Source organism: Falsiroseomonas stagni DSM 19981, assembly GCF_900114315.1.
In the GTDB taxonomy this organism is placed as follows: domain Bacteria; phylum Pseudomonadota; class Alphaproteobacteria; order Acetobacterales; family Acetobacteraceae; genus Falsiroseomonas; species Falsiroseomonas stagni.
This window is the reverse complement of record NZ_FOSQ01000001.1, coordinates 265,761-289,193: the sequence shown is the minus strand read 5'-3', so window position 1 is coordinate 289,193 and position 23,433 is coordinate 265,761. Positions and strand designations below refer to the sequence as shown.

Here is a 23,433-nt window from a genome sequence, read left to right as displayed (position 1 = left end):
TCAGGCAAACCCCAGTGTGACGAGGAGGAGGTCGATCAGCTTGATCCCGGCGAAGGGGGCGACGATGCCACCCAGCCCGTAGATCAGCAGGTTGCGGCGCAGCAGCGCGGCGGCCCCCACCGGCGCATAGGCCACGCCGCGCAGCGCCAGCGGCACCAGCGCCACGATGATCAGCGCATTGAAGATCACGGCGGAGAGGATCGCGCTTTCCGGCGAGGCGAGGTGCATGACGTTCAGCACGCCGAGTTCCGGGTAGGAGGCGACGAAGATCGCCGGCAGGATGGCGAAGTACTTCGCCACGTCATTGGCGATGGAGAAGGTGGTCAGCGCGCCGCGCGTGATGAGCAACTGCTTGCCGATCTCCACCACCTCGATCAGCTTGGTCGGGTCGCTGTCCAGGTCCACCATGTTGCCGGCCTCCCGCGCCGCCTGGGTGCCGGTCTGCATGGCGAGGCCGACATCGGCCTGCGCCAGGGCCGGGGCATCGTTGGTGCCGTCGCCGGCCATGGCGACAAGGCGGCCCTCCGCCTGGGCACGGCGGATGTAGCCGAGCTTGTCCTCGGGCGTGGCCTCCGCGATGAAGTCGTCGACGCCGGCCTCCGCTGCGATGGCGGCCGCGGTCAGGCGGTTGTCGCCGGTCACCATGACGGTGCGGATGCCCATGCGCCGCAGCGCATCGAACCGGGCGCGCATGCCGGTCTTGACGATGTCCTTCAGTTCGATGGCGCCCAGCAGCCGGCCGTCCCGCGCCACCGCCAGGGGCGTGCCGCCGGCGCGCGCGATCCGTTCCACCGCCTGGCGCAGCGCGGGCGGTGCCTCCCCGCCCAGGCTGCGGACCAGCGCATCCACCGCGCCCTTGCGGTAGCGGCCCTGCGGCAGGTCGAGGCCCGAGATGCGGGTCTGCGCGGTGAAGGGGATCACGCGCGCGCCTTCGGGCAGCGACGGTGCCTCGATGCCGAAGCGTTCACGCGCGAAGGCCAGGATGGACCGGCCCTCAGGCGTCTCGTCGGCCAGGCTCGACAGCACCGCGGCCTCCGCGACCTCCGCCGCCGTCGCGCCGGGCACGGGGATGAAGCCCGCGGCCTGGCGGTTGCCCAACGTGATCGTGCCGGTCTTGTCCAGCAGCAGCACATCCACGTCGCCCGCGGCCTCCACCGCGCGGCCGCTCGTCGCCAGCACGTTGAAGCGCACCAGCCGGTCCATGCCCGCAATGCCGATGGCGGAGAGCAGCCCGCCGATCGTCGTCGGGATCAGCGTGACGAGCAGCGCCGCCAGCACCGCGACCGAGGGCGGCTGCCCGTTCCAGCTTGCGATCCCGACCAGGCTGGCGACGGCGATCAGGAAGATGATCGTCATGCCCGCCAGCAGGATGTCGAGCGCGATCTCGTTCGGCGTCTTCTGCCGGGCGGCGCCTTCCACGAGGGAAATCATGCGGTCGAGAAAGGTGGAGCCGGGGGCGGCGGTGATGCGAACCACGACCCAGTCGGAGACGACGAGCGTGCCGCCCGTGACCGCGCTGCGGTCGCCGCCGCTCTCGCGGATCACCGGCGCGCTTTCGCCGGTGACGGCGGCCTCGTTCACGCTGGCGATGCCTTCCACCACCTCGCCATCGGAGGGGATGAGGTCGCCGGCCTCCACCAGCACGAATTCCCCGACCCGGAGTTCCGCCGCGGCGCGGGGCTGCCAGAGCGTGCGGTCATCGGGGCGGAGCAGCAGCTTCGCCTGCGTCTCCGTCCGCGCGCGGCGGAGGCTCTCGGCCTGGGCGCGGCCACGTCCCTCCGCCATCGCTTCCGCGAAGGTGGCGAAGAGGACGGTGAGCCAGAGCCAGAGCGCGATGCCGGCCTGGAAGCCGAAGGGATCGCCCAGCAGCGCCGCGCGTGAAGCGAGCAGCGTGACGAGGATCGCCATGATCTCCGTGACGAAGATCACGGGGTTGCGCACCAGGCGGCGCGGATCGAGCTTGCCCAGCGCGTCGATGGTGGCGCGGAGCAGCAGGGCGCGGTCCAGCATCGCCGCGCGACGGATCGTGGTTGCCATGTCGATGGGGCCTTCAGAAGGTCTTGCCGGCGAACAGCAGGAAGTGTTCAGCAATCGGACCAAGGGCGAGGGCGGGCATGAATTGCAGCCCGCCGAGGATGAGGATCACGCCGGCCAGCAGCCCGGCGAAGAGCGGCCCATGCGTCGGGAAGGTGCCGGTGGAGGCGGCGAGCTTCGGCTTCGCGGCGATCGAGCCCGCGATCGCCATCATCGGGACGATATAGGCGAAGCGGCCGAGCGCCATGGCGATGCCGAGCGTCGTGTTCATCCAGGGCGTATCGGCCGTGAGGCCACCGAAGGCCGAGCCGTTGTTCCCGGCGGCGGAGCTGTAGGCGTAGAGCATCTCGCTCAGCCCATGCGGCCCCTGGTCCTGGATGGACGCGACCGCCACGGGCAGCACGAGTGAGACCGCGGTGAAGCCGAGGATCACGGCCGGCAGGACGAGCACCGCCAGCATCGCCAGCTTGATCTCCCGCGCCTGCACCTTCTTGCCCAGGTATTCCGGCGTGCGCCCGACCATCAGCCCGGCGACGAAGACCGCCAGCAGCACGAAGACGATCATGCCATAGAGGCCCGCGCCGACGCCGCCGGGCAGGACCTCCCCCAACTGGATCAGGAACAGCGGCACCAGGCCGCCCAGCGGGGTGAAGCTGTCGAACATCGCGTTCACCGCACCGTTGGAGGCACCGGTCGTCGTCGCCGTGAACAAGGCGACCAGCGCCTGGCCGAAGCGGACCTCCTTGCCTTCCATGTTGCCGGCCGCGGGGTCGACGCCCAGCGCGATGTGCAGCGGATTGCCCGCGGCCTCCGCCGCATAGACGATCCAGGTGCCGCCCAGGACGAAGGCCAGCATTACCGCCAGCAGCGCCCAGCCCTGGCGGCGGTCGCCGACGATGTGCCCGAAGGCCAGCGCCATCGCGAAGGGGATCACCTGGTGCGACCAGATCTGCAGCGCCGTCGCCAGCGCCGAAGGTCCCTCGAAGGGATGCGCGGAGTTGGTGCCGAAGAAGCCGCCGCCATTGGTGCCGAGGTGCTTGATCGCAACCTGGAAGGCGACAGGGCCCAGCGGCACGGTCTGCGCGGCCCCTTCCAGCGTCGTCGCCTCCGCATAGCGGGCGAAGGTCTGCGGCATGCCCATCGCGACGAAGGCGACGCCGACGACCAGCGCGAGCGGCAGCAGGATGTAGAGCGTGACCCGCACGAGGTCGGCCCAGAAATTGCCGAGGTCCCGCAGCCCGCCAGCGGCGAAGGCACGGCAGAAGGCCAGCGCCAGCGCCATGCCCGTCGCGGCCGAGAGGAAGTTCTGCACGGTGAGCCCGGCCATCTGGCTCAGGTAGCTCATCGCCGCTTCGCCGCTATAGGCCTGCCAGTTCGTGTTGGTGACGAAGCTGATCGCGGTGTTGAAGGCGAGGAAGGGCGGGATGCCATCGAAGCCCTGTGGGTTGAAGGGCAACACGCCCTGCAGCCGCAGGAGGGCGTAGAGCAGCAGGAAGCCCGCCGCATTCGCCGCCAGCATCGCCAGCGTGTAGCCGCGCCAGCCCATGCCGCGCGCCGGGTCGATGCCGCCCGCCGCGTAGAAGGCGCGCTCCACGGGCGCGAGGAAGGTGACGCGCCCGGCCGCGACAGCGGCGATATAGCGCGCCAGCGGGATGGCGGCCGCCAGGATGGCGGCGAGGACGAGCGCGATCTGCGCCCAGCCGAGAGAGGTCATGGGATCAGAGATCCTCGGGGCGCAGCAGCGCCCACAGCAGGTAGAGGAGGAGGAGGGCGGCCACGACGCCGCCCAGGATCAGCTCGGTCATGGTGGTCAGACCTGCTCGCACCCAAACGCGTAGGCGGCCATCAGGCCGAAGAAGCCGACGCCCAGCGCCAGCAGCAGAAGGTCAAGCATTGGCGGTTCCCGTCCAAGGAGGCGGGGAAGGCGTAGGCGCCCTGTGCGTAAAGGCTCCATGCGGGATCCGGGGCGGCCGCATAAAGAACGCGTAAAGACAGCAGCGGCGGCGCGCCCGGGCTGTTATCGGGAGAAGATGACCGAGGAGCCCGCCCGCCCCGATCCCGATGCCCTGCTCGCCCTCGCGCGGCGGGAAGGCCGCGGGCGGCTGAAGGTGTTCCTCGGTGCCGCGCCCGGGGTGGGCAAGACGATGGAGATGCTGGCCGAGGCGCGGCGGCTTCTGGCGGGCGGCACGGATGTCCTGGCCGGGATCGTGGAGACGCATGGCCGGGTGGAGACCCAGGCGGCGATCGGCGACCTGCCCCTCCTGCCCCGCGCGCGCTTGCCCTATCGCGGCCAGGTGCTGGAGGAATTCGACCTCGATGGCGCGCTGGCCCGGCGCCCGCGGATCCTGCTGCTGGATGAACTGGCGCACAGCAACGCGCCCGGCAGCCGCCACCCGAAGCGCTGGCAGGATGTCGAGGAACTGCGCGAGGCCGGCATCGAGGTCTGGACCACGATGAACGTCCAGCACCTGGAGAGCCTGTCGGAGGCGGTGGCGCGCATCACGGGCGTGCGCGTGGCGGAAACGGTGCCCGACCATGTGCTGGCCGAGGCCGATGCCGTCGAGCTGATCGACATCCCGCCCGCCGAGTTGATCGAGCGCATGCGCCAGGGCCGCATCTACCGCCCGGACCAGGCAGGCCGCGCGCTGCGCGGCTTCTTCCGGGAAGGCAATTTGGCGGCGCTGCGGGAGATGGCGCTGCGCCGCACCGCGGAACGGGTGGATGCCGACGTCACCGGCTACATGCGCGCCAACGCCATCGCGGGCCCCTGGCCGGCCGGTGACCGCGTGATGGCGCTGGTCGGCGCGGACCCCTCCGCCGAGATGGTGGTGCGGGAGGCGCGCCGCGTGGCGGATGCGCTGAAGGCACCCCTCATCGCGCTGCATGTCGAACAGCCCAGCGCCGCGCCGGGCGCCGATCCCGGCCCGGCACTGCTGCTGGCGGAGCGGCTGGGCGCGGTGACGGAGACGGTGGTCGCGGCGGACCTGCCCTCCGCCATCCTGCGGGAGGCCCGGGCGCGAAACGCAACGCACCTCGTCATCGGCCGTGGCCGGCCGGTATGGTGGCGGCGTCTGGCCGGCCGGACGCTGTCGGCGGCGCTGCTGCGCCAGGCCACGGATTTCACGCTGCACCTGGTGCCGGAACCCGCCGCCGCGCCCCGCCGCATGCTGCCGGAGCGCCGCGTCCTGCCGCCCTGGCTGGGCTGGGCCGCGACCGCGGCGCTGGTCGCGGGCGCGACGCTGATCGGCCTTGGCGTCGATGGCGTGGTGCCGGAGGGGGCGCTGGGCATGATCTACCTCGTGCCGATCGTGGCGGCGGCCGTGGGATTCGGCGCGGTTCAGGGTGGCGTCGCCGCCGTGCTGTCCTTCCTGGCCTGGAACTTCCTGTTCCTGCCGCCGCGCTACACGCTGGCCATCGCCGGGCCACAGGATGTGGTGGGCGTGGTGGTCTTCGCGCTGGTGGCGCTGCTGCTGGCAGGCACCGCCGGCAGCCTCGGCGGGTCCGTCCGCGCGGCCCGGGCGCGCGTTGTCGGGCTGCGCCGCCTGGTCGAGTTCAGCCGGCGCCTCGGGACGGCGGGCGACAAGGGGGACCTGATGCAGGCGATCGCGGAGGAAGCCTCCCGCATCGCCGGCGGGCCGGCTTGCGTGCTGCGGCTGCTGCCCCCCTTGCCGGGTGACTCCGCGCCGGAGCCGGTGCTGCGCGCCGGCGTGCCGATCGATGCCGAGCCCGACGAGGCCAGCATGGCCGCGGCGCGCTGGGCGGCCGCGAACGGGCGCCCGGCCGGGCGCGGGACGGATACGCTGCCCGCCGCCGCCTGGCAGTTCCGGCCGATGCGCACCGCGCGCGGCCTGGCCGGCCTGGTCGGCCTGCGGCCACCGGCGGAGGGCGGGCCACCCGATGGGGAGGCGGACCGGGCCCTGAACGCGCTGCTCGACCAGGCGGCGGTGGCGCTGGAACGCGCCGACCTGATGGAGGAGCGCGCCCATAGCGAGGCGCGGTCGGAGACGGAGGCGCTGCGCACCGCCCTGCTGACCTCGCTCGGCCACGATCTGAGGACGCCGCTCACCTCCATCCGCGGCGCGATCGCGACGCTCCGGACCTCCGGCCCCGCGCTGTCGCCGGCCACGCGCGCCGACCTGCTGACGACGGCGGAGGAGGAGACGGAGCGGCTGTCCCGCTGGATCGCCAACATCCTCGACCTCGTGCGCATCGAGAACCGGCAGATCGAGCCGCGGCGGGAGGCCGTGGACCTGGCGGACGCCATCGACACCGCGGCCGAGCGCGCATCCCGTGCCCATGGGCGCGCCATCCTGGTCGATCCCGGCCCGCGCCCCATGGCCCCGCGCCTCGATCCCGCCCTGCTCGACCAGGTGCTGGCCAATCTGCTCGACAATGCGCTGAAATTCTCGGCGCCGGGCGGGCAGGTGCGCGCCCGGGCGGGGCGGGAGGGGCCGGAGGTGGTGATCACCGTGGAGGATGACGGGCCCGGCATTCCCCCCGATGCGTTGCCCCGCGTCTTCGATCCCTTCTTTCGCGCCACCCGCACGGACCGCATCGCCGCCGGCACGGGCCTCGGCCTCGCCATCTGCCGAGGCCTGGTGCAGGCGATGGGCGGGCGGATCGCCGCGGAGAGCCCGGCTGTCCCCGGCGCGGGCGGCACGCGCGTGGTGCTGCGCTTCCCCGCTGCATGAATGAGGGGCGGATGAAGGACGCCGGATCGCCGCGCATCCTCGTCGTGGATGACGAGCCACAGATCCACCGCTTCCTGGGCCCGGCGCTGGAGGCCGCGGGCTATGCGCCGCAGCGCGCGATGACCCTGGCCGAGGGGCTGCGCCTGGCGGCGGAGCGGGCGCCGGCGCTGGTGCTGCTCGACCTCGGGCTGCCCGATGGCGACGGCAAGATCGCGATTCCGCGCCTGCGCGGGTTCACCGCCGCGCCGGTGGTCGTGCTGTCTGCCCGGGATGCGGAAGCGGAGAAGGTGGCCGCGCTGGATGCCGGGGCCGACGACTATGTGGAGAAGCCTTTTGCACTGGGCGAATTGCTGGCCCGCATCCGCGCCGCGCTGAGGCGGTCACAGGCCGCCGTGACCCAGCCCCTGGACAGCGTGGTCCGGACCGGGCCGCTGGAGGTGGATTTCACGCGGCGGCTGGCGCGGGTGGATGGCGGGGAGCCGCTGAAGCTGACGCCGCGCGAATGGGACCTGCTGGCCGCGCTGGTCCGCGGCGGCGAAGGCCGCGTCATCACGCAGCGACAATTGCTCACGGCGGTCTGGGGGCCGGCGCATGGGGAGGATGCGCAGTATCTTCGTGTCTATGTCGGGCATCTGCGGCAGAAGCTGGGCGCGGCCGCGGGTCTCATCCGGACCGAGCCCGGCGTGGGATACCGCTTCGGCACGGGGTAGCGACACGGCAGGCGGGCCGGGAGCCCCTGGCAGGCGCGACGTGGCGGGTGAGGTCTCGCGCCTTGCATGGGCGCGGCGACACGCCGCCGGTTGAGGCTGATCCAGGCCAGCCGATTCCGGACGTCACCAGTGATGCGGTGGCAAGGCGCGAAGGGCGGGCCCGATCCGGCACCGCCGGGATTTCTCCCGGCAACTCTCCAGCGTGAACGGGGCGTGCTTGGCTAAGGGGTAGCGCTGCCTCGCTCGTGTCTCAGCGCTGGTGAGCGTGTGTCGAGGGCGGAGGAGTCGACTCTGCCCGCATCGCGCAGGATCAACCCGCGGTCGATTTCCGTCGCCAGCCATGCGACGGCCAGATTGAAAGGCGCACGCAGCCTGTGGAAGCATCGTCGACGACGGGCCTTGAGGCCGCCCGCACACAACGCCGCGCCATGGTGGGCCCTCTCAAGAAGGGATCATCGATACCGTGACGCCAGATTGTCATGGGATCTACAGCGGTGGTGGAGGTGAGCGGGAACTCCACCACCATTTTCAGCCCTGTAAGCCCATGATTTCAGCGGCATGCCGGCGGCAACCGGGACCGCGTGTGTAGCAGTCTGTGTAGCGGTCTGTGTAGCACCCGATGCGCGTCGGCCTACAGCAGCGCCAGGAGCCACAGCGGGAGGGTCACGCAGCCGATCAGGGTGGATTGGGCGATGACCTTCGCCACCCGCTCCCGGTCTGCACCGTATACGGAGGCCAGAACATGCGCCGCCGACGCCGTCGGCAGCGCGGCGAAGATCGTCAGCGTCAGGCGCGGGCCCGGCCCGATACCCAGGACCGCGGCGCCCGCCAGGGTGGCTCCCGGCAGCAGGAGCAGCTTGATGGCGTTCAGCGCCGCCTCGAACCGGTCCATGCAGGCCAGCGCGCGCCAGTTCACCGAGGCACCGATCGACAGCAGTGCCATCGGCACCGCGGCCTGGCCCAGCTTGGTCACGGCATCCATCGCGATGACGGGCAGGTGCATCTCCAGGATGGACAATGCAACGCCCGCGACGCTGGCCACCAGGAAGGGGTTGGTCAGCACCTGGCGCAGCGTCGTCCCCAGATCCGATCCAGTCCCACGCGACAGCGCCAGCACCGCCAGGATGTTGGCGACCGGCACGGCAAGGCCGATGGCGATCGCCATCAGGCCGCGATACTCGGGCGGAAGCGCCTGCGCCGCGACGATGGCGAGCGCGGTGTTGAAGCGCCAGGCCGTCTGCCACATGCCGGCGAAGTCGAGGAACCGCTCCGGCCCGAGGCTGCGCGCAAGCCAGGCCAGCCCGCAGGCCAACAGCATGCCCGCCCAGACACCCAGCCCCATGACCATGAGGTCCGACATCAGCGGCGGGCTGCGCAGCGCGCTAAAGAAGATGAGCGCAGGGAACAGCAGGCGGAAATTCAGCGCATCGATGGCCTGCCACCCGACCCCGGGCAGCGTCCGGCGCAGCAATCCGCCAGCGAGGAGCAGCATGAGGTCCGGCAGCAGCGCGAGGGCGACAGCGGGCATCGCCTCAGCCCTCCAGCGCCGCGACCAGCCACGCGGCGGCGGTGGCGATCGCGCTTTCGTCGAGCCCGGCAAAGCAGAGGCGAAGCCGATCGCTGAAGCGGCCATCCGCCTGATCCAGCGCGAAGGCCGGGCCTGGCGCGTAGAGCACGCCGCTCGCCACGGCTCGTTCGAACAGCCCGGCACGGGCGGCACCCGGCGGCAGGGCCGGGAACAGGAACATCCCGCCGGCGGCGGGCTCGAAGGCGAACCCGGCGCTGCCGAGCACGGCGGCGAGGCGCTGGCTGCGCGCCTGGTAGAGGCCGATGACGCGGGCGAGGTGCGCGTCGAGCTTGCCGAGGTCCAGGTAATGCACCGCCACCCGCTGGGCCAGCGCATTGGGCTGCAGATCCCCGGCTTGGCGCAACTCCGTCATCGGCCCGGCCAGCCGATCCGGAACGGCCGCCCAGCCCAGGCGCAGCCCCGGGGCGAGGATCTTCGACAGGCTGCCAGCCCAGATCACCATCGCACCCGGGACCGCCGCGGACAGGGTCATGAGCGTCTCAGGCGGCGCGCCGGTGAAAGCCAGCGCGCGGTAGGGATCGTCCTCCACCACCGCCACACCGTGCCTCCCGCAGAGTTCGAGGAGGCGCCGGCGCAGCGGGAGGGTCCAGGTCTCTCCGCCCGGGTTGGAGAAGGTCGGCTGGGCGTAGAGCGCGGCGATGTCGCCGCGGCCGAGCACTCGCTCCAGCCCAGCAAGCTCCGGATCGCCGGCCACCGCGTAGCCCACGGCGCGCAGGCCCGCCGCGGCGCAGATCGACAGGATCGCCGGGTAGACCGGCTCCGGCACGGCAACCGCGCTGCCCGGCCTGGCGAGGCAGCGCAACGCCAGGTCCACGGCCTGCTGCGCGCCGGAGGTCACGATCAGCCGGTGGCCGTCCGGGCGTGGCGGGCTCAGCGCCTCCAGCGCGGCGATGAGTTGCGGATCGCCGGCGGTCGGGCCGTAGCTCCAGGCACTGGCATCGCCGGTGGCGCGACGGGCCGCCTCGGCCAGACCATCCCTGTCATAGGCATCCGGCGAGGGATGACCGCTGGCGAGGTTGAGCATCCCGGGGCGTGCCGCATAGGGGTAGAGCGCCCGGAGGGGGTTCTTCGGGATCGCCTGCACGAGGGGTGACAGGTCAGGGAATGAGGTCGGGGTAAGCACGGTCAATCCAGCTCCGTTGCGTCGCTGCATGCCGTATTGGAATGTCCGGGCATATCGAAATAACCTGGCGTCATAATGCCCAACGAAGGCGAGTTCTCCCCTACGACGCTCCGGCTGCTGCAGCGGCTCCGGCAGGCGGGCAACCTGACCGAGGCTGCGCGGGCTTGCGGCATCAGCCAGCCTGCCGCCAGCAAGGCGATCGCCCGGGCCGAGGCGCAGAGCGGCCTGTTGCTGGTTCGGCGCGACCGGCGCCCGCTGTGCCTGACGGCCGAGGGGCACATCCTGGCCGACTATGCCGAGCGGCAGGAGGACATGGCGCGGACGGTCCACCGCGTGCTGCAGGAGAGCCGCCGGCACGGCCAGGGGCTCGTGCGCATCGCCTCCTTCGGGGCCTCCGCTTCCACCCATATCCTGCCCGGTCTGGTGGCGGCGGCGCGGCAGCGCGGGCCGGCGTTGCGGGTGGAGATCTCCGAAAGCGCCGACGAGGCCGCGCTGCAGGCCCTGCGCGATGGCGCGGCGGACTTCGCCATCGCGGTCGAAAGCGAGATGCCGGACCTGGAGATGATCCCGCTCGCCCATGATCGCCTAGTCGCGCTGGTCCGCAGCGACGATGCCCTCGCCTCGCATCCCGGTGTCGATGCCGCGACACTGTCTCGGCGCGACTTCATCCTGACCAGGGGCGGCAGCGAGCCGCTGGTCCGCGCTTGGTTCGCGCGCAGCGGACATGCACCTGATGTGCGACACAGCATCCAGCAGATCACCTCGATCCTGGCCATGGTCCGCGCCGGCATGGGCGTGTCCGTGATCGCCGAGATGGCGGTGCCCGAGACCCATGCGGGCATCGTCCTCGTCAGGCTGGCACCTGAGCAGCCGCGGGTGATCTGCCTGGCGCGCCGGGAGGGATCCTTTGCGTCGCACGCCGCGGCGATCTTCTGGGACGTGGCCCTGGACCGATCGCGGAAGGCCGATCCCTGACAGGAACCGCCAAGCGAATCCCAGATCCCGGGGCGGCACAAGGCAGGCACGGAGAACATCGGCTTCGCAGCCGCCACGGATGGTCCGGCATCATTCCAGCGACAGCGCTGATGGCTTACCGACTTAGCCACGCTCACCAGCCCGCCGCCGGACGATACGGTCTTCCTGGGCGGCATGGACTACCGGCCCCTGTTCGACGCCCTGACCGCCGGCCAGGACGGGCGGCGCATCGTATTCTTCAACTCGCTCACCGAGCCGGCCATCTTCGGCTGCGACCTACGGCGGTTCCCGACGACGAGGCGAACCAACTGGCACTACGACTGCGCGATCGCGCTCGCCACCGGGGCGCTGAAGGTCGATCGGATGTCGGGCGGGTGACGATCGGCCCGGGGGTGCTGGTTGCCATTGATGCTGCCACCCGAGAACGGCAGCAGCAGACCGGACGTCGCACGGCGTTGCCACGGCAGGGCTCGACATTATATTTGTATATCAAATACCTCTCAGCAACACTGCAACACGATGCGCGACAATGGACGTTGATGATGCCGTTTGTGGTCGTCGCGCTTCAGCGCCGGCTACGGAGCGTGAGACCTCACCAATGGCCTCGGTATCCGTGCGCCTGCCGAGCTGCGGCATCGTGTTTCACAATGGACGGCGCCAAGGTGCGGACCTGAGCGTCACCACCACGCGCATCGGCGGGGCTGCGTCGGCAGACGATGGAGGACCGCACCAGGCTGGCGTTGGTATTGGCGACGGCCGACACAGGAGCTGAAGAGCGCGAGGTCACGCAGCCCGTGCTGATCCGCCCAGGATCGTCGGCGTCGAAAGGTGGCCAGGCGCATCAGCGACAACACCGCGCCCTGCGCGACCCCCCGGGCGGCCTCCAGCACCACCATGGTCCCGCTGTCCCGGACCGCGGCGAACGCCTCGGGCATGCGAGAGCCACAGGGTGCGCCGGTTCCGGTGAAGGGGGAGGCTGGCCTCGATCGGCCCGCCGGTGTCGGTGACAAGGCCCGCCGTGGCGGCCGCAGTGTCGGCCTGAGTCCGCTTGAACGCGATGCAGCGGTTCCCCTGGCACGGTCACGTGCAAGCCGGGCAAGGCGGCACTCCCCCTGACATGACCTCCCGTTCCCGCCCACCGAACCGCCAAGGCGTCGCACTCGGTCGGCCGAAGGCGCCGGGCGGGTCAGCCGGTTGGCGCTGCTAGCCACCCGGGCTGCAGGACAGCACGCAACAACATGTTCGTGTCTTGTTCGCCACAGCGACCAAAACGTTGACCCGCCGCCTTCGTCGCGTTGCTGAAATCCGTCTGCCTCCTACGGTCACCCGGTCAGCCATGCTCGTCCAGCCGCGCGGTCCGCCGTGCCAGTTTTCGGGCCGGTGATGGGGGCGGGCCATCCGAGACGCCGGACCCCATACCCCTTAAGTAATTGATAATAAATAATTTTTTATCGATCGATGAGAACGGCCTGGAGGACTGCGACCGCCTTCTGAGTATAGGCCGACCATACCACCAGTCACCCAACAAAAAGGACACCCGTCATGTCATCCCGCCAGAACGCCCGGCAGTGGATCGTCAACCTCCCCCGAGACTTCATGCCCCCCTCTGCGCCCCGATACATGCGTCTGGACGACGCATTAAGATTGGCGAACGCCTGCCTGTTCACCGAGTGGGAGGGAACCCGGTTCGGCTGCTTGGTGACCATTACCTGGAACAAGTGCGGCAGCACCCCTGACTTGCTGCCCCGCAGCACAGCCACCCTTCAAGAGAAGGTTCTGGATCGGGTGAGGCGCGTCTTCGGCGATCGAGATCTCCCTCTTCACTTCGTCTGGTGGCACGAGTGCGGGTCACGCATGGGCGAGCATCTCCATCTCCACATGCACCTGCCCCAGGGGCTCGATGCGGTCGCCCGGCAGGTGATCCTCGATGAGCTCGACCGCGTCCTCAAGCCGAACGCCTGCGGGGTCGACTTCAGATGGCACAAGAAGTCCCAGGTGGCCGGCTATCGCACCAGGTGGGAGATCAAGCGCCAAGTGATCTACGCCATCAAGAACCTCTGCCCGAGCGAGAGGGCGCGGCTGCCGGATGGCCAGATGGTCAATGTCCGGGAGTATATCGACCTGGCGGGGGCTGCGGCGAGAGTCCTCCGGAACCCCCTCGGCGACCCCGAGCCTATGCCGGCCGGCTTCAAGGGAAAGATGACCGGTGCATCCCAGAACGTCGGCCCGCAGGCCCGCGCCGCGGCGGGGTGGATCGAGCTGACATCCCTGCCAGATCTGCAGGCGGCCATCTGGCTGGGTTATTCACCGCTGAACGATGCGGTGCAGCCGCCCCAGCCAGCGAAGCGCAAGCCCCGACGGTAACTCCAGCGGCCTCACAGAACACGATCCAGGGGTCGGCGACACCATCGCCACCCCCTTTCCTCGCCCAGGCCTTGGGCGCCCACTCAGCGCTGACCAGGCCCTCGTCCCTGCGTCATCACACCCGCCCTCACCGAAGCCACCACCGCCAGCCTTGTGGGTTATGAAGGTGCGGGCGGTCATCGTCCCGAAACCCGTCAGGGTTATCGCCGGCATCATTGGCCCAATGACCGCGGACGAGCTGGACGGGCTGCGGCACCGGCACATGGCCTCGGCCGAACTCGTGGCCGCGCACCCCGGCTGGCGGTTCCGCTGGAAGCTGGACAGCGCCGTCAGGTTCCCCACACCCATTCACCACGCCCGCCCAAAAGGCGCCCAGATCTTCGTCACCCTGGCCGCGCTGGAGAGCCCCGCCGTGCGCCAGAGCCCGCAGGGCACGATCCATGGCAAGCGCGTCGCCTGTTCCCAGAACATCGACCAGGCCGCCCGCCAGCGGGCTGGCCACGCTGATGCGATGACCGCCGATGATCTCGACGCGAACCGCCACCTCAACGCCTGGCGTCAACGCATCCGGGGTGAGATCGCCACGATCTAGGTTGGCAACGCTGTCTCGCTGGCCGCAGCGTGACCCGACCATCTGGCTGCGTGCGGTCAACAGGGCCACCAGGCCACTCGCCGCCTATCTGGCCTGCAGATACCTACAGCGGATCACGCAGTGCTCGACAGGTGAGGCTTTTGCGACCGGCGCCGCTATACCTGCCTCGACAACTGTGCCTGTAGAAGGTCGGCTGCCAGGTCGAAGGCACGGCGCGCATGCCCGAAGCGGGTGACGTAGCCGGTCGGTGCCCATGGGACGCCGTTCGCATAGGTGACAACGGCGACAAGTCTGCTTCCGCTCGCGGCATCCACCGCCTCTATCTCCACGCTGGCGCCTCCGGGGTTGGGCGGCGGTATCCCCCCGGGCATACCCATGACCGCGAGCCCGATGCCCGCTGCCTGGACCGGCACATTGATCCACCAATTCGCACGGCGGGTGTTGGTGATGGCCGCCCGGATGCGCAGCACGCCTGGCGCCGGTGCCGCCTCATCGGCCGCCATCCGCGACCGCCCCAGCGCTGTCGCCAGGCTACGCCGCAGCGCGTCCCGCAGTTCGGCGATCTCCGAATCGCCCCGTGCTGGTGCACCCTCGATGGGGCGCCAAACGATAGGGTCGAGCACGAAATGCGTGTATTCGCCGGGCCTGTAGGCGGGATCGACGAAGATGAGGTCCCGGGTGTTCGCCGCCGTGGGCGCCAGCGCCTCGTAATCCCCCAGGAAGCCAGTTCGCGTCACGCCCTGGCCGGCACAACCGCCCAGCGGCAACAGGGCGAGGAGGCCTCGTCGCGGCAGCATGAGTGCGGCCTGTCTCTGTTGTGTCATCGGCATGGCTTTCAGGGGCGGTTCAGCGTGAAGGCCAGCTGCCCATCCTCGTGGGCAGCGAGGCCGGCGCCGTTACGGCGGAGGCGGATGCAGCGGCGGCCCATCGGGAAGCCGAAGGCGATGCAGATGTCCTCGCCCTGGGCAGCCCAGCTGACCTCGCGCGACACCGGCCTCTCGATCCGCCCGGTGCCGTCAGGGCGCAGCGTCAACCTGATCTCGGCGCCGCCGGCACGCCGCGCGACCCAGGGCCTGCCGTCAGCCAGCACCGCGACCGCAGCCACGAGAGGCAGGTCATCCTCCGCCCTTGCCGGCGGCGCCAGCGAGAGCGACAGCAAGTTGGCGCACAGCGCCAGGGCGTTCGCCCGCGTGACCGACGGCTGGCCCATCGCATGCCCCGCCGCAGCCGGCGCCGCGGGCGCTGCGCCTCGCATCCGCCCATCCTCCATTGCCACGATCCGGTCAGCGAAGGCGTCGAGGCGTGGATCATGCGTCACGACGATGACCGTCGTGCCCCGGCGCCGCGCGAGGCGATGGATGGCCTCCATCACCTCGCCGCCGGTCTTGCCGTCCAAAGCACCGGTCGGCTCATCCGCCAGCAGCAAGGCAGGGCCGCCGACCATGGCGCGGGCCACCGCGACGCGCTGGCGCTGTCCGCCCGAAAGCTGGTCCTGCCGCCGATGCTCCAGCCCGCTCAGGCCCACCTCGGCCAGGGCGTCGAGGCACAGCGCTTCGGCATCGGAACGCCGCGACTGGCCGCGCGCCTCCAGCCCGATCATGACATTGCCCAGCGCCGTGAGGCTGCGATGCAGGTTGTGGTGCTGAAAGACGAAGCCTGTGCGCCGGCGGGACGCGACCCGCGCGGCCTCGTCCGCCTTGTGCAGGGGGTGGCCCAGCACATCGAGCGTGCCGCTCTGCACGGACCGCAGCGCGCCGACCAGGGTCAGCAGCGTCGTCTTCCCGCAGCCGGAGGGCCCAGTCAGGAACAGAATCTCACCGGTCTCGACAACCAGGTCGATGTCGGAGAGTGCGGCGCGGAGCGCGCCGCCATCGGGGTAGGTGTAGGACAAGCCGCGCGCGACGACGGACGGCATCAGAACACCTCCGCTGGGTCGGCCTTGCGGGCACGCCTGGTCGCCAGGGTGCCCGCCACCGCGCACATCGCCACGGTGGCGACGAAGACGATCGCTACGCGGTCGATCGGCATGCTGATCGGCATCGAGACGGCCCAGCGGATCGCTGCGTAGAGGATCAGGGCCAGGCCCAGCCCAGGCGGAAAGCCGAACATCGCGAGGATCGCGGATTGCTCGTAGACGATGGACAGGATCCGCCCGTTGCTGAAGCCCATCGCCTTGAAGGTGGCGTATTCCGCCATGTGTTCCTGCACATCTGCGGTCAGGATCTGCGCCACCACCATCGCGCCGACCAGCAGCCCAACCGCGGTGCCGAAGCCGAAGATGATGGCGATGGGGGAGTTGCGGATCATGAAGCCGCGGGTGTGCTGGACGAAGTCCTCCAGCGTCATCACTCGGCTGTCGGCGGGGTCCAGCACCGCTGACAGCCGCGCCTTCACCACAGCAGGGTCAGCGCCCGGCACCAGCCGCAGCAGCCCGATGCTCGGTGCGCCCGGATCACGGTTCACCGACAGTGCCTGGAAGGTATCGTCGGAGATGATGAGCAGACCCTCATTCCCGAAGGACGCGCCGAGTCGGAAGTCCCCGATCACGGTCACGCGTCGGCCGCCCATCTCCGTCGTCCACTCCTGACCCTGGCGGAGGCCGTCCAGCACGCCGCGGTAGTCACCGCGCGCCCCCGAATCCAGCAGGATGGTCCCGGGCTGCGCCAGGCCGCGTTGCTGGCGCGTGATGTCGGGGTCACGGAAGGCATCGAAATCGGGTCGGACGCCCATCAGCATCAGCGTCCCGCGTTCGCCATCCGGTTTCGTCCAGTCGCGGGTCGTGACGTAGAGCGCCTCGCCATCCGCCACGCCTTCGACACCCAGCGCCTGCATGAGGCGGCGTCGCGGGATAGTGCCCGAGGCGGCGACATCGCGCACGACGGGGCTGACCAGCACGAGGTCGGCCTTCAGCAGCCGATGCACCATCACCGTGGTGTCGAACACCATGTTCATGAAGCCGAGTTGCATGAACACCATCATCACCGCGGCCATCACACCGGCCAGCGCCATCACGAAGCGGCCTGGCTGATGCACCAGCTGCGCCCAGCCGAGCGCCGTGCGGCCGCGGATCACGGCACCGCCCCGAAAAAGGCTCGCACCTGCAGCCCCGTCAGCCCCGCGGCCAGCGCTGAACTGCGCGCATCCAGCGCCACCATCACTTCCACCACGCGGGCATCGAGTGTGGCGGCGGGGTCCTCCCGCACGATGGTCTGCCGCGCGACCCGCAACCCGATCGCTTCGACCGATCCGGCCAGGGGCTGGGGCAGGGCGCGGCTCGCGACCTGCACCGGCTGCCCCGGCCGGATGCCGGGCAGGTCCGTCTCGAATACCTCAGCGCGCACGCGCATCCGGCGCAGGTCGCCCAGCAGCATGATGCCGTCACTCCCCGGCACCTCTCCGGGCCTGGTGTTGATCCGCAGCACGGTGCCGTGGCTGGGCGCGCGGAGCTTCGCCATCTCGTGCTCGGCCTGCATCTGCGAGGCGCTGGCCCGCGCCATCTCGACCTCGCTCCTCAGCACGGCCTCCTCTAGCCGTCGTCCTTCCGCGTCGCGCACGCGCGCACGCGCTAGGGCGAGTTCGGCAGCAACTACCTTCTGCTCCGCCGAGTCGAGGGCCAGGCGCTTGTCGATCAACGCGGTGTCCCGATAGACGCCACCCTGACGGAGCCGGTTCATGCGCTCATGCTCCCACTTGGCACGATCGCGATTCGCCCGTTCCTGTTCCAGCGCGGATGCCAGGGAGGCCTCCTCCGCCTCCAGTTCCACCAGGCGCTGCGCGAGCCTCGCTTCCCGCTGCGTCAGCGTCACTTCCGCCTGTCGGACCTGGGCTACCAGCACCTGCACGTTGTCCATCAACGCAACCGCCTGACCCGCCTCGGCGACATCGCCCTCCCGCACCAGCAACTCGGCGATGCGCCCTGTCCGGCTGCCCTGCGGCGCCGCGAGCATGATCACGTCGCTCGCCGGCTCGATCCGGCCAAGCGCCACGCGGGAGGGCACGGCAGGGGCCGTTGGCGTGGGGGCCGGGCCGCCCACCGATGCCGAAGGCCCCTGGATCAAGCCCAGGCCGAGCACGACACCGGTCGCGGCCAGCACGGCCATGCGGAGGCGGTTCAAGCGACCTCCATCGCCGGCAGGCGAAGTTCAGCTGCCAGCCCGCCGTCGCTGCGGTTGGTCAGCCGCAACTGGCCGCCATGCGCACGGGCGACGCTCGCCACGATGGCGAGGCCAAGACCGAACCCGTTGCCGTTCTTCTGCGGCCGCCGGAAGGCTTCCGTGATGTGCGGCAGGTCAGCTTCTGCGATGCCGGGGCCACGGTCCTCCACCAGGATGCGGACGGCGCCCTCCTCCTCACGCAGGAGGAGGCGGCCACCGCGCGCATGCTTGCAGGCATTCTCGACGAGGTTGTTGAGCGCCCGTTCGAGCGCCACGGGCTGTGCCCGGACAACCAGATGCAGCGGGCCGTCATAGGCCACGTCGAAACCCGCATCAGCAAACTGATCGCAGACGGTGCTGGCCAGGGCCGCGATGTCCAGCGCCTCCAGCGGTTCCTGTCGCAGATCCGCTTCCAGCAGCGCCATGGACGAACTGACGATCCCCTCCATCAGCACCAGGTCGGCGCCGAGCGCCTGCCGCAGCCGCACGTCCTGCACCGTCTCCACCCGGAGCCGGAGGCGTGTCAGCGGGGTGCGCAGGTCGTGGCTCACGCCGGCCATGATCTTCGCCCGCTCGGCCACATCCTCCCGCAGCCGTTCGAGGAGACCGTTCATGGCCCGCCCGAGCCGACGAACCTCCAGCGCCCCGCCTTCCGGCACCCGCACCTGGAGGCCGGCCGCCTCGATCGCCGATGCGGCGCGCGCTAGCCGGTCGAGTGGCCGCGTCATCCAGTAGGCGACCCAGAGCATCACGAGCAGCAGCGGCACGCCGATCAGGAGAACCCCCAGCGTCGGCGGCAGCAGGAAGCTCGGGATCACGTTGCGCATCCGCGGCTCGCCGATCGCGAAGCGGGTCACCTCCCCATCACTGAAGTCGATCGTCACCACGACGCCACGGCTGGACCATGCCTGCGGGGCTGCCATCACCGTGGCATGCGCAGCGATGGCGCGCTCCGCCAGGCGTTCGTTCAGCGCGCGGGTCAGGACCGTGTCGATCCAGCCATCGGCAGGCGGCGCATTCGGGTCCTGCAAGTCGAACGCCTGCCCGGCGGCGCGTCGCAACAGGTCGGGCCGCGCATCCGGTGGCGTATGGCGCAGGAACTCGGCCGTGGTCGCCACATCCGCCGCGAAGGCGCGGACGGAACCCGGCACGGCACTGCCCGGCGACAGCAGCAGCCAGGCGAAGAGGGCCAGGATGTTCGACCCGATCGTCGCCAGGGCGACGATGCATCCGACCTGCCGCGCGGTGGTCGCCATCAGGAATCGCAGCATGTCGCTACGACCCGGCCGGCTGGGTGCGGACCGGCTGCGTGAAGACGTATCCACCGTGGCGGACGGTCTCGATCAACGTGGGGCTTTGCGGGTCGGGCTCGATCTTGCGGCGCAACCGACTGATGGCGACGTCGATCGACCGGTCCAGCGGCTCCGCATTCCGGCCGTGCAGCTTCATCGCGATCTGGTCGCGGGACAGGACCATCTGTGGGTGGCGCATGAAGATGACGAGGAGACCCAGTTCCGTCGCCGTCAGGGCAACTCGGGCGCCCTGCGCGTCATGAAGCGCCCGACGCCGGAGATCGAGCCGGAAGCCCTCCGCCTCCAGCACTTCCTGCGCGGCCTCCGCCCGCCGTTCGACCAGCGAATGCCGCCGCATGACGGCGCGGATGCGCGCCAGCAATTCCTCTGGCGCGAAGGGCTTCACCAGATAATCGTCAGCGCCCGTATCCAGGCCCTTCACACGGTCCAACTGGCTGCCGAGCGCGGACACGACGATGATGGGTATCGCCTGCGTCTCGGGCGTGCTGCGCAGTCGCCGGCAGATGGTCAGGCCGTCGACATCCGGCAGCATGATGTCCAGCAGGATGAGGTCAGTGCTCTGCATGCGGAGGACGCGCTGCAACTGCCGGTCCGTGCTGGCGCGGGTGACGCTGATGCCATGCTGCGTCAGGAAGCTGGAGACTAGCAGCGCGATCTCTCGGTCATCCTCGACGACAACGACGTGACAAGCCTGGTCATGGCTGGAGGGAAAGGTGTCCATATCCTGCGGCCGTATCTGCATGCCGGCACTGTAGCGGCACGTCCAGGCGATGGCTCACGGGCATTCGTTTCAATAGTTTTCAGGCGTTCAGTGGCAGCTAATGCCGGGGCCAAACAGGGCGTGTTCAGCCGCATCGTCGCGGCGCTGGCCGGCTGGACCGGTCAGCCTGATCGGCTGATCATCGACAGCACCCCCTGAAGGCACACCGCATGGCTGGCTGAACCGGAAGCGGCACGCCGCCTGCGACGACCACGACCGCACCGTCGTCATGATGCTCTCGGCGGGTCGGATGAATGGCCAGAAAGGCGCCCACATCCTCCCCCGCTGCTCCCGCCCCGGCGCCAGGGCCTCGACGTCACCCACCACCCCGCGCTTCATCCCGGCCCGTGCACTGCCGATGACCGCGGTGATCGCCATGGCAGCCTGCGTGCGCCTTACTGCCCCTCGGCCAGAACGGGATCACCGCCGCGCTGTCTGCCGCCGGAACTGCAGGCGGTGTGCTGGACGACGATGATCTTCCTGGCGGCCGCTCCCGAGCCGCGAACACCACAAGTCCGGCACACATCCAAGCCTTCGCACACGAATATCGGTGCATCAGATGACCGACAGCGCTATAATTGAGGTGCGGACCAAGTCCCGTGCGACACCCAGAGCAGGACGCACGAGCAGGGAGTTCCCTAGCTGCACTATTTCCGCGTTGGTCGGCATGACGGCAGCGACGCGGATCTTATCGCCGACTGTGGGGTCTCCTCAACGGCAAAGCCCGGTCCGAAAGGTGCGAGGGCGAGGAGCGCAGGGTGTCCTACCTGCGTAAGTTGGCACCAAGGCGGCAGGCCGACACGCCATGCCGCTGCCAAAGCGAGGGGCAGCTCCATACGAGGGCAGCAACATTCGCGAAGGCATAGGGACTGCCCTCGCTTTAAGCGGGGGTAGTCTTCCTATGCCTTCAGCTCAGGGCTTTTCTCCACCGAGGGGGCCATTGATAGGCGCGCGAGGCGTTGCGCAGCATCGTCCTGGCCGCCGCTCAACGCCGTTCCACATCGCCACCCTGGAATCTGGCCTTGAGTCCCTCCAGGACCTCGACCAGTTCCGCCCTGTTCGCCACCTCCACCAGCCCATCCTCACGGTCCAGGCGCATGCGCCGCAGGAACAGCCACAGCAGCGCCGCCCGCACCTCCAGGCGGGCCTCTCCCCCCACCATCTGGTAGTCGGCCTCGATCACCCGCCGCTGGCCTTCGCTCAGCCTCCCAGCGGGCCGCAGCCGCACCGACACCACGCGCTCCCAGACCTCATCCACCGGCGCCGCATCCGCGGGCCTCTCACCGTCAAAAGCCACCATGCGGGGGAACAGCATGTCCTCATGCCGTCCGGTATCGTGGTTCCAGGCCCGCAGGTGCCACCGCACGCCGTCGCTGCCGAAGGCCATGGGCGAGATCCACCGCCAGGACGGCTCCGGCTGGTCCATCGTCTGATACAGCACCCGCAGCGCCAGGCCGGCCCGCTTGGCCTGCACCACCCGCCGTAGCACCCAGGGGTCCACCCTCCGCTCCGGCCGCGGCGTCACCACGACCGGCAGGGGGCGCGCCTCCTCTGCCCCCGCATCCAGCAGCCAGGCCTCGGCGCTCGGCTCCCCGAACAGCGGCCGGAAGCCCTCCTCCGCCAGGTAGGCCTTCTCCCGCGTGTCGTAGCGCAGGTTGCCCGGCGCCAGCGTCTGGTAGTCCCGCAAGTCGATCGTCGCCTGCGGGACCGAAATGCCGAAGCGCCGGATCAGCTCCGACCGGTTCACCCGCCCATCCCAGAACGCCGCCTGGTCAATCGCGCGCAGCCGCGCCTCCTGGCTCCAGCGGAGGTCGTGCGAGGCAGGCGTGGGCGGAGCGTCAGTCATGTCCGCATAAAAACTACGTTGACCCTTCGATACAATACGAATAAAAAATATGCGGACCCATCGTCATCCCTGGAGCCGTCCATGCCACGCGCATCGCCCGCCCTGACCCCTAGCGCCAACCCCGATTGCACGGAGACCCTCCACACCTCCATGTCCCGCCGATACGCCCCCAGCCTGCCTGACAGCCGCCTGGTCGCTCTCTGCCGCGCCGCCTGTGCCGCCAATCCGGGCCTCGCTGCCCCCTTCCTCGCGACCTACTGGACCGAGGAGCACATCGACCGGACGGCCTTCGCCGCCGCCTCCCTCGCCGCCGAGATCGGCGACATCGCCGCGCAAGCGGTCGAGCCCACCGCCGCCGTCATGGCCCAGCGCCTGACGGTCCTCCTGACGGAGGCGCGGTTGCTTGGCGGCGGTCGCAACAGTCTCGCGGAACACCTCACCGGTCGCGCGGGCCGACACCAGGACCGCCTGCACGCCATCACCACCCCAGACGAAACGCCGGGCTGATCGATCGCGCGGACACGCCGCGCCGCCCCAGCCACCCCAAGCCCAATGACCCACCCAACACGCCGGCCCTCCGGCGTGAACGAAGGACCGCGCCCATCATGATTGCGAAATTTTACCGATTTGCAGCACTGCTTCTCCTGGCCTTCGGCCTGCCGGCCTGTGCCACCATCACCACCGGGACCACCCAGACCATCTCCGTCCTGACCGAGCCGCCCGGCGCCGCCTGCACCATGACGCGCGACGGCACCATCATGGGCGTGGTGAACCCGACCCCCGGCACCGTCTCCCTCAGCAAGTCATCCCGCGACATCGCCATCCGCTGCACCCGCGCCGGCAACCTGCCCGGCGTGCAGACCATCACGCCCCAGTTCCAGGGCATGACCGCCGGCAACATCCTGCTCGGCGGCTTCATCGGCCTGGCGGTGGATGCGGCATCGGGCGCCATGAGTCGCTACCCCGAGAACGTCATCGTCAGCCTTCCACCCGAAACCTTCGCCAGCGAGGGCAGCCGCGAAGCCTTCTTCACCACCCGCATCGCCGACACGAGGCGCCTGTTCGACGAGCGCCTCACCGCCGCCCGAAGCGCCTGCGGCACGGACACCCAGGGCTGCGAGACGCGCATCCAGGCGCTCAACCGCGAGCGGGATGACGAACTGGCCCTGCTGGAACGCCAGCGCACCACGGCGCGCATCTCGCCATGATGTAGCCCGACCGGAACCGCGCCGCTGGCCCCTGGTCAAGCGGCGCGCCCCCCGGCACCATATCGGTCATCATGC

At 70.1% G+C, this 23,433-nt stretch carries 22 protein-coding genes; 8 read left to right on the top strand and 14 right to left on the bottom strand.

The genetic code is table 11. The features are described from left to right. The 3 genes from kdpB to kdpF are packed head-to-tail and all read right to left on the bottom strand — an operon-like array spanning position 1 to position 3,860. Complete coding sequence (gene kdpB / locus BM041_RS01360) at positions 1-2,037, bottom strand: potassium-transporting ATPase subunit KdpB (RefSeq protein WP_092954407.1); 2,037 nt, start codon at positions 2,035-2,037, stop codon at positions 1-3. A 13-nt stretch (positions 2,038-2,050) separates the two neighbouring features. After that, entirely contained in the window at positions 2,051-3,748 is a 1,698-nt protein-coding gene (gene kdpA, locus BM041_RS01355; RefSeq protein ID WP_092954404.1) for a potassium-transporting ATPase subunit KdpA, read from the bottom strand. Positions 3,749-3,752: 4 nt separating this feature from the next. Beyond that, positions 3,753-3,860 (bottom strand): K(+)-transporting ATPase subunit F, encoded by a 108-nt coding sequence (kdpF, locus tag BM041_RS01350; protein ID WP_217648577.1) that lies wholly within the window; start codon positions 3,858-3,860, stop codon positions 3,753-3,755. Between the two features lie 204 nt (positions 3,861-4,064). On the opposite strand from kdpF, the gene BM041_RS01345 reads away from it, so the two are divergent. Then, positions 4,065-6,725 carry a sensor histidine kinase gene (locus BM041_RS01345; RefSeq protein WP_175533657.1) on the top strand — a complete coding sequence of 887 codons (2,661 nt, stop codon included), beginning with the start codon at positions 4,065-4,067 and terminating at the stop codon, positions 6,723-6,725. A gap of 11 nt (positions 6,726-6,736) precedes the next feature. Continuing rightward, complete coding sequence (locus tag BM041_RS01340) at positions 6,737-7,435, top strand: response regulator (protein ID WP_092954395.1); 699 nt, start codon at positions 6,737-6,739, stop codon at positions 7,433-7,435. Positions 7,436-8,066: 631 nt separating this feature from the next. Here BM041_RS01340 and BM041_RS01335 read toward each other — a convergent pair. Beyond that, positions 8,067-8,963 (bottom strand): AEC family transporter, encoded by an 897-nt coding sequence (locus BM041_RS01335; protein ID WP_092954392.1) that lies wholly within the window; start codon positions 8,961-8,963, stop codon positions 8,067-8,069. 4 nt (positions 8,964-8,967) lie between these two features. Then, positions 8,968-10,146: an aminotransferase-like domain-containing protein gene (locus BM041_RS01330; protein ID WP_245761951.1), complete on the bottom strand. Its 1,179-nt coding sequence runs from the start codon at positions 10,144-10,146 to the stop codon at positions 8,968-8,970. 75 nt (positions 10,147-10,221) lie between these two features. Here BM041_RS01330 and BM041_RS01325 point away from each other — a divergent pair, with 75 nt between their 5' ends. Beyond that, positions 10,222-11,121 (top strand): LysR family transcriptional regulator, encoded by a 900-nt coding sequence (locus BM041_RS01325; RefSeq protein WP_092954386.1) that lies wholly within the window; start codon positions 10,222-10,224, stop codon positions 11,119-11,121. Positions 11,122-11,295: 174 nt separating this feature from the next. Next, a complete protein-coding gene (locus BM041_RS01320; RefSeq protein ID WP_092954383.1) occupies positions 11,296-11,499 on the top strand; it encodes a hypothetical protein in 204 nt (67 codons plus the stop codon). A gap of 299 nt (positions 11,500-11,798) precedes the next feature. Here BM041_RS01320 and BM041_RS30365 read toward each other — a convergent pair whose 3' ends face one another. Continuing rightward, a complete protein-coding gene (locus tag BM041_RS30365) occupies positions 11,799-12,056 on the bottom strand; it encodes a hypothetical protein (RefSeq protein ID WP_092954380.1) in 258 nt (85 codons plus the stop codon). 607 nt (positions 12,057-12,663) lie between these two features. On the opposite strand from BM041_RS30365, the gene BM041_RS01310 reads away from it, so the two are divergent. Next, a complete protein-coding gene (locus tag BM041_RS01310; protein WP_092954377.1) occupies positions 12,664-13,485 on the top strand; it encodes a hypothetical protein in 822 nt (273 codons plus the stop codon). Positions 13,486-13,708: 223 nt separating this feature from the next. Then, positions 13,709-14,077: a hypothetical protein gene (locus BM041_RS01305; protein ID WP_092954374.1), complete on the top strand. Its 369-nt coding sequence runs from the start codon at positions 13,709-13,711 to the stop codon at positions 14,075-14,077. A gap of 155 nt (positions 14,078-14,232) precedes the next feature. On the opposite strand, the gene BM041_RS01300 is transcribed toward BM041_RS01305, so the two are convergent. The 8 genes from BM041_RS01300 to BM041_RS01265 form a co-directional block, all read right to left on the bottom strand. After that, entirely contained in the window at positions 14,233-14,874 is a 642-nt protein-coding gene (locus BM041_RS01300) for a DUF3313 family protein (RefSeq protein WP_175533655.1), read from the bottom strand. Positions 14,875-14,912: 38 nt separating this feature from the next. Continuing rightward, positions 14,913-15,992, bottom strand: coding sequence for an ABC transporter ATP-binding protein (locus BM041_RS01295; RefSeq protein ID WP_092954368.1), 1,080 nt, complete (start codon positions 15,990-15,992; stop codon positions 14,913-14,915). Beyond that, a complete protein-coding gene (gene devC / locus BM041_RS01290) occupies positions 15,992-17,149 on the bottom strand; it encodes an ABC transporter permease DevC (protein ID WP_092954307.1) in 1,158 nt (385 codons plus the stop codon). Before devC ends, BM041_RS01295 begins: the two co-directional genes overlap by 1 nt. Next, positions 17,146-18,192: an HlyD family efflux transporter periplasmic adaptor subunit gene (locus tag BM041_RS01285; protein ID WP_139225926.1), complete on the bottom strand. Its 1,047-nt coding sequence runs from the start codon at positions 18,190-18,192 to the stop codon at positions 17,146-17,148. Before BM041_RS01285 ends, devC begins: the two co-directional genes overlap by 4 nt. After that, positions 18,189-19,502, bottom strand: a complete 1,314-nt coding sequence (locus BM041_RS01280) for an ATP-binding protein (protein ID WP_092954301.1) — start codon at positions 19,500-19,502, stop codon at positions 18,189-18,191. Before BM041_RS01280 ends, BM041_RS01285 begins: the two co-directional genes overlap by 4 nt. A gap of 4 nt (positions 19,503-19,506) precedes the next feature. Further along, positions 19,507-20,286 carry a response regulator gene (locus tag BM041_RS01275; RefSeq protein ID WP_245761874.1) on the bottom strand — a complete coding sequence of 260 codons (780 nt, stop codon included), beginning with the start codon at positions 20,284-20,286 and terminating at the stop codon, positions 19,507-19,509. A 66-nt stretch (positions 20,287-20,352) separates the two neighbouring features. Further along, entirely contained in the window at positions 20,353-20,682 is a 330-nt protein-coding gene (locus BM041_RS01270) for a hypothetical protein (RefSeq protein ID WP_092954299.1), read from the bottom strand. Between the two features lie 607 nt (positions 20,683-21,289). After that, entirely contained in the window at positions 21,290-22,150 is an 861-nt protein-coding gene (locus BM041_RS01265) for a WYL domain-containing protein (protein ID WP_092954296.1), read from the bottom strand. 150 nt (positions 22,151-22,300) lie between these two features. On the opposite strand from BM041_RS01265, the gene BM041_RS01260 reads away from it, so the two are divergent. After that, entirely contained in the window at positions 22,301-22,657 is a 357-nt protein-coding gene (locus tag BM041_RS01260) for a hypothetical protein (RefSeq protein WP_092954293.1), read from the top strand. Positions 22,658-22,755: 98 nt separating this feature from the next. After that, complete coding sequence (locus BM041_RS01255) at positions 22,756-23,358, top strand: hypothetical protein (protein WP_092954290.1); 603 nt, start codon at positions 22,756-22,758, stop codon at positions 23,356-23,358. Positions 23,359-23,433: the final 75 nt, after the last annotated feature.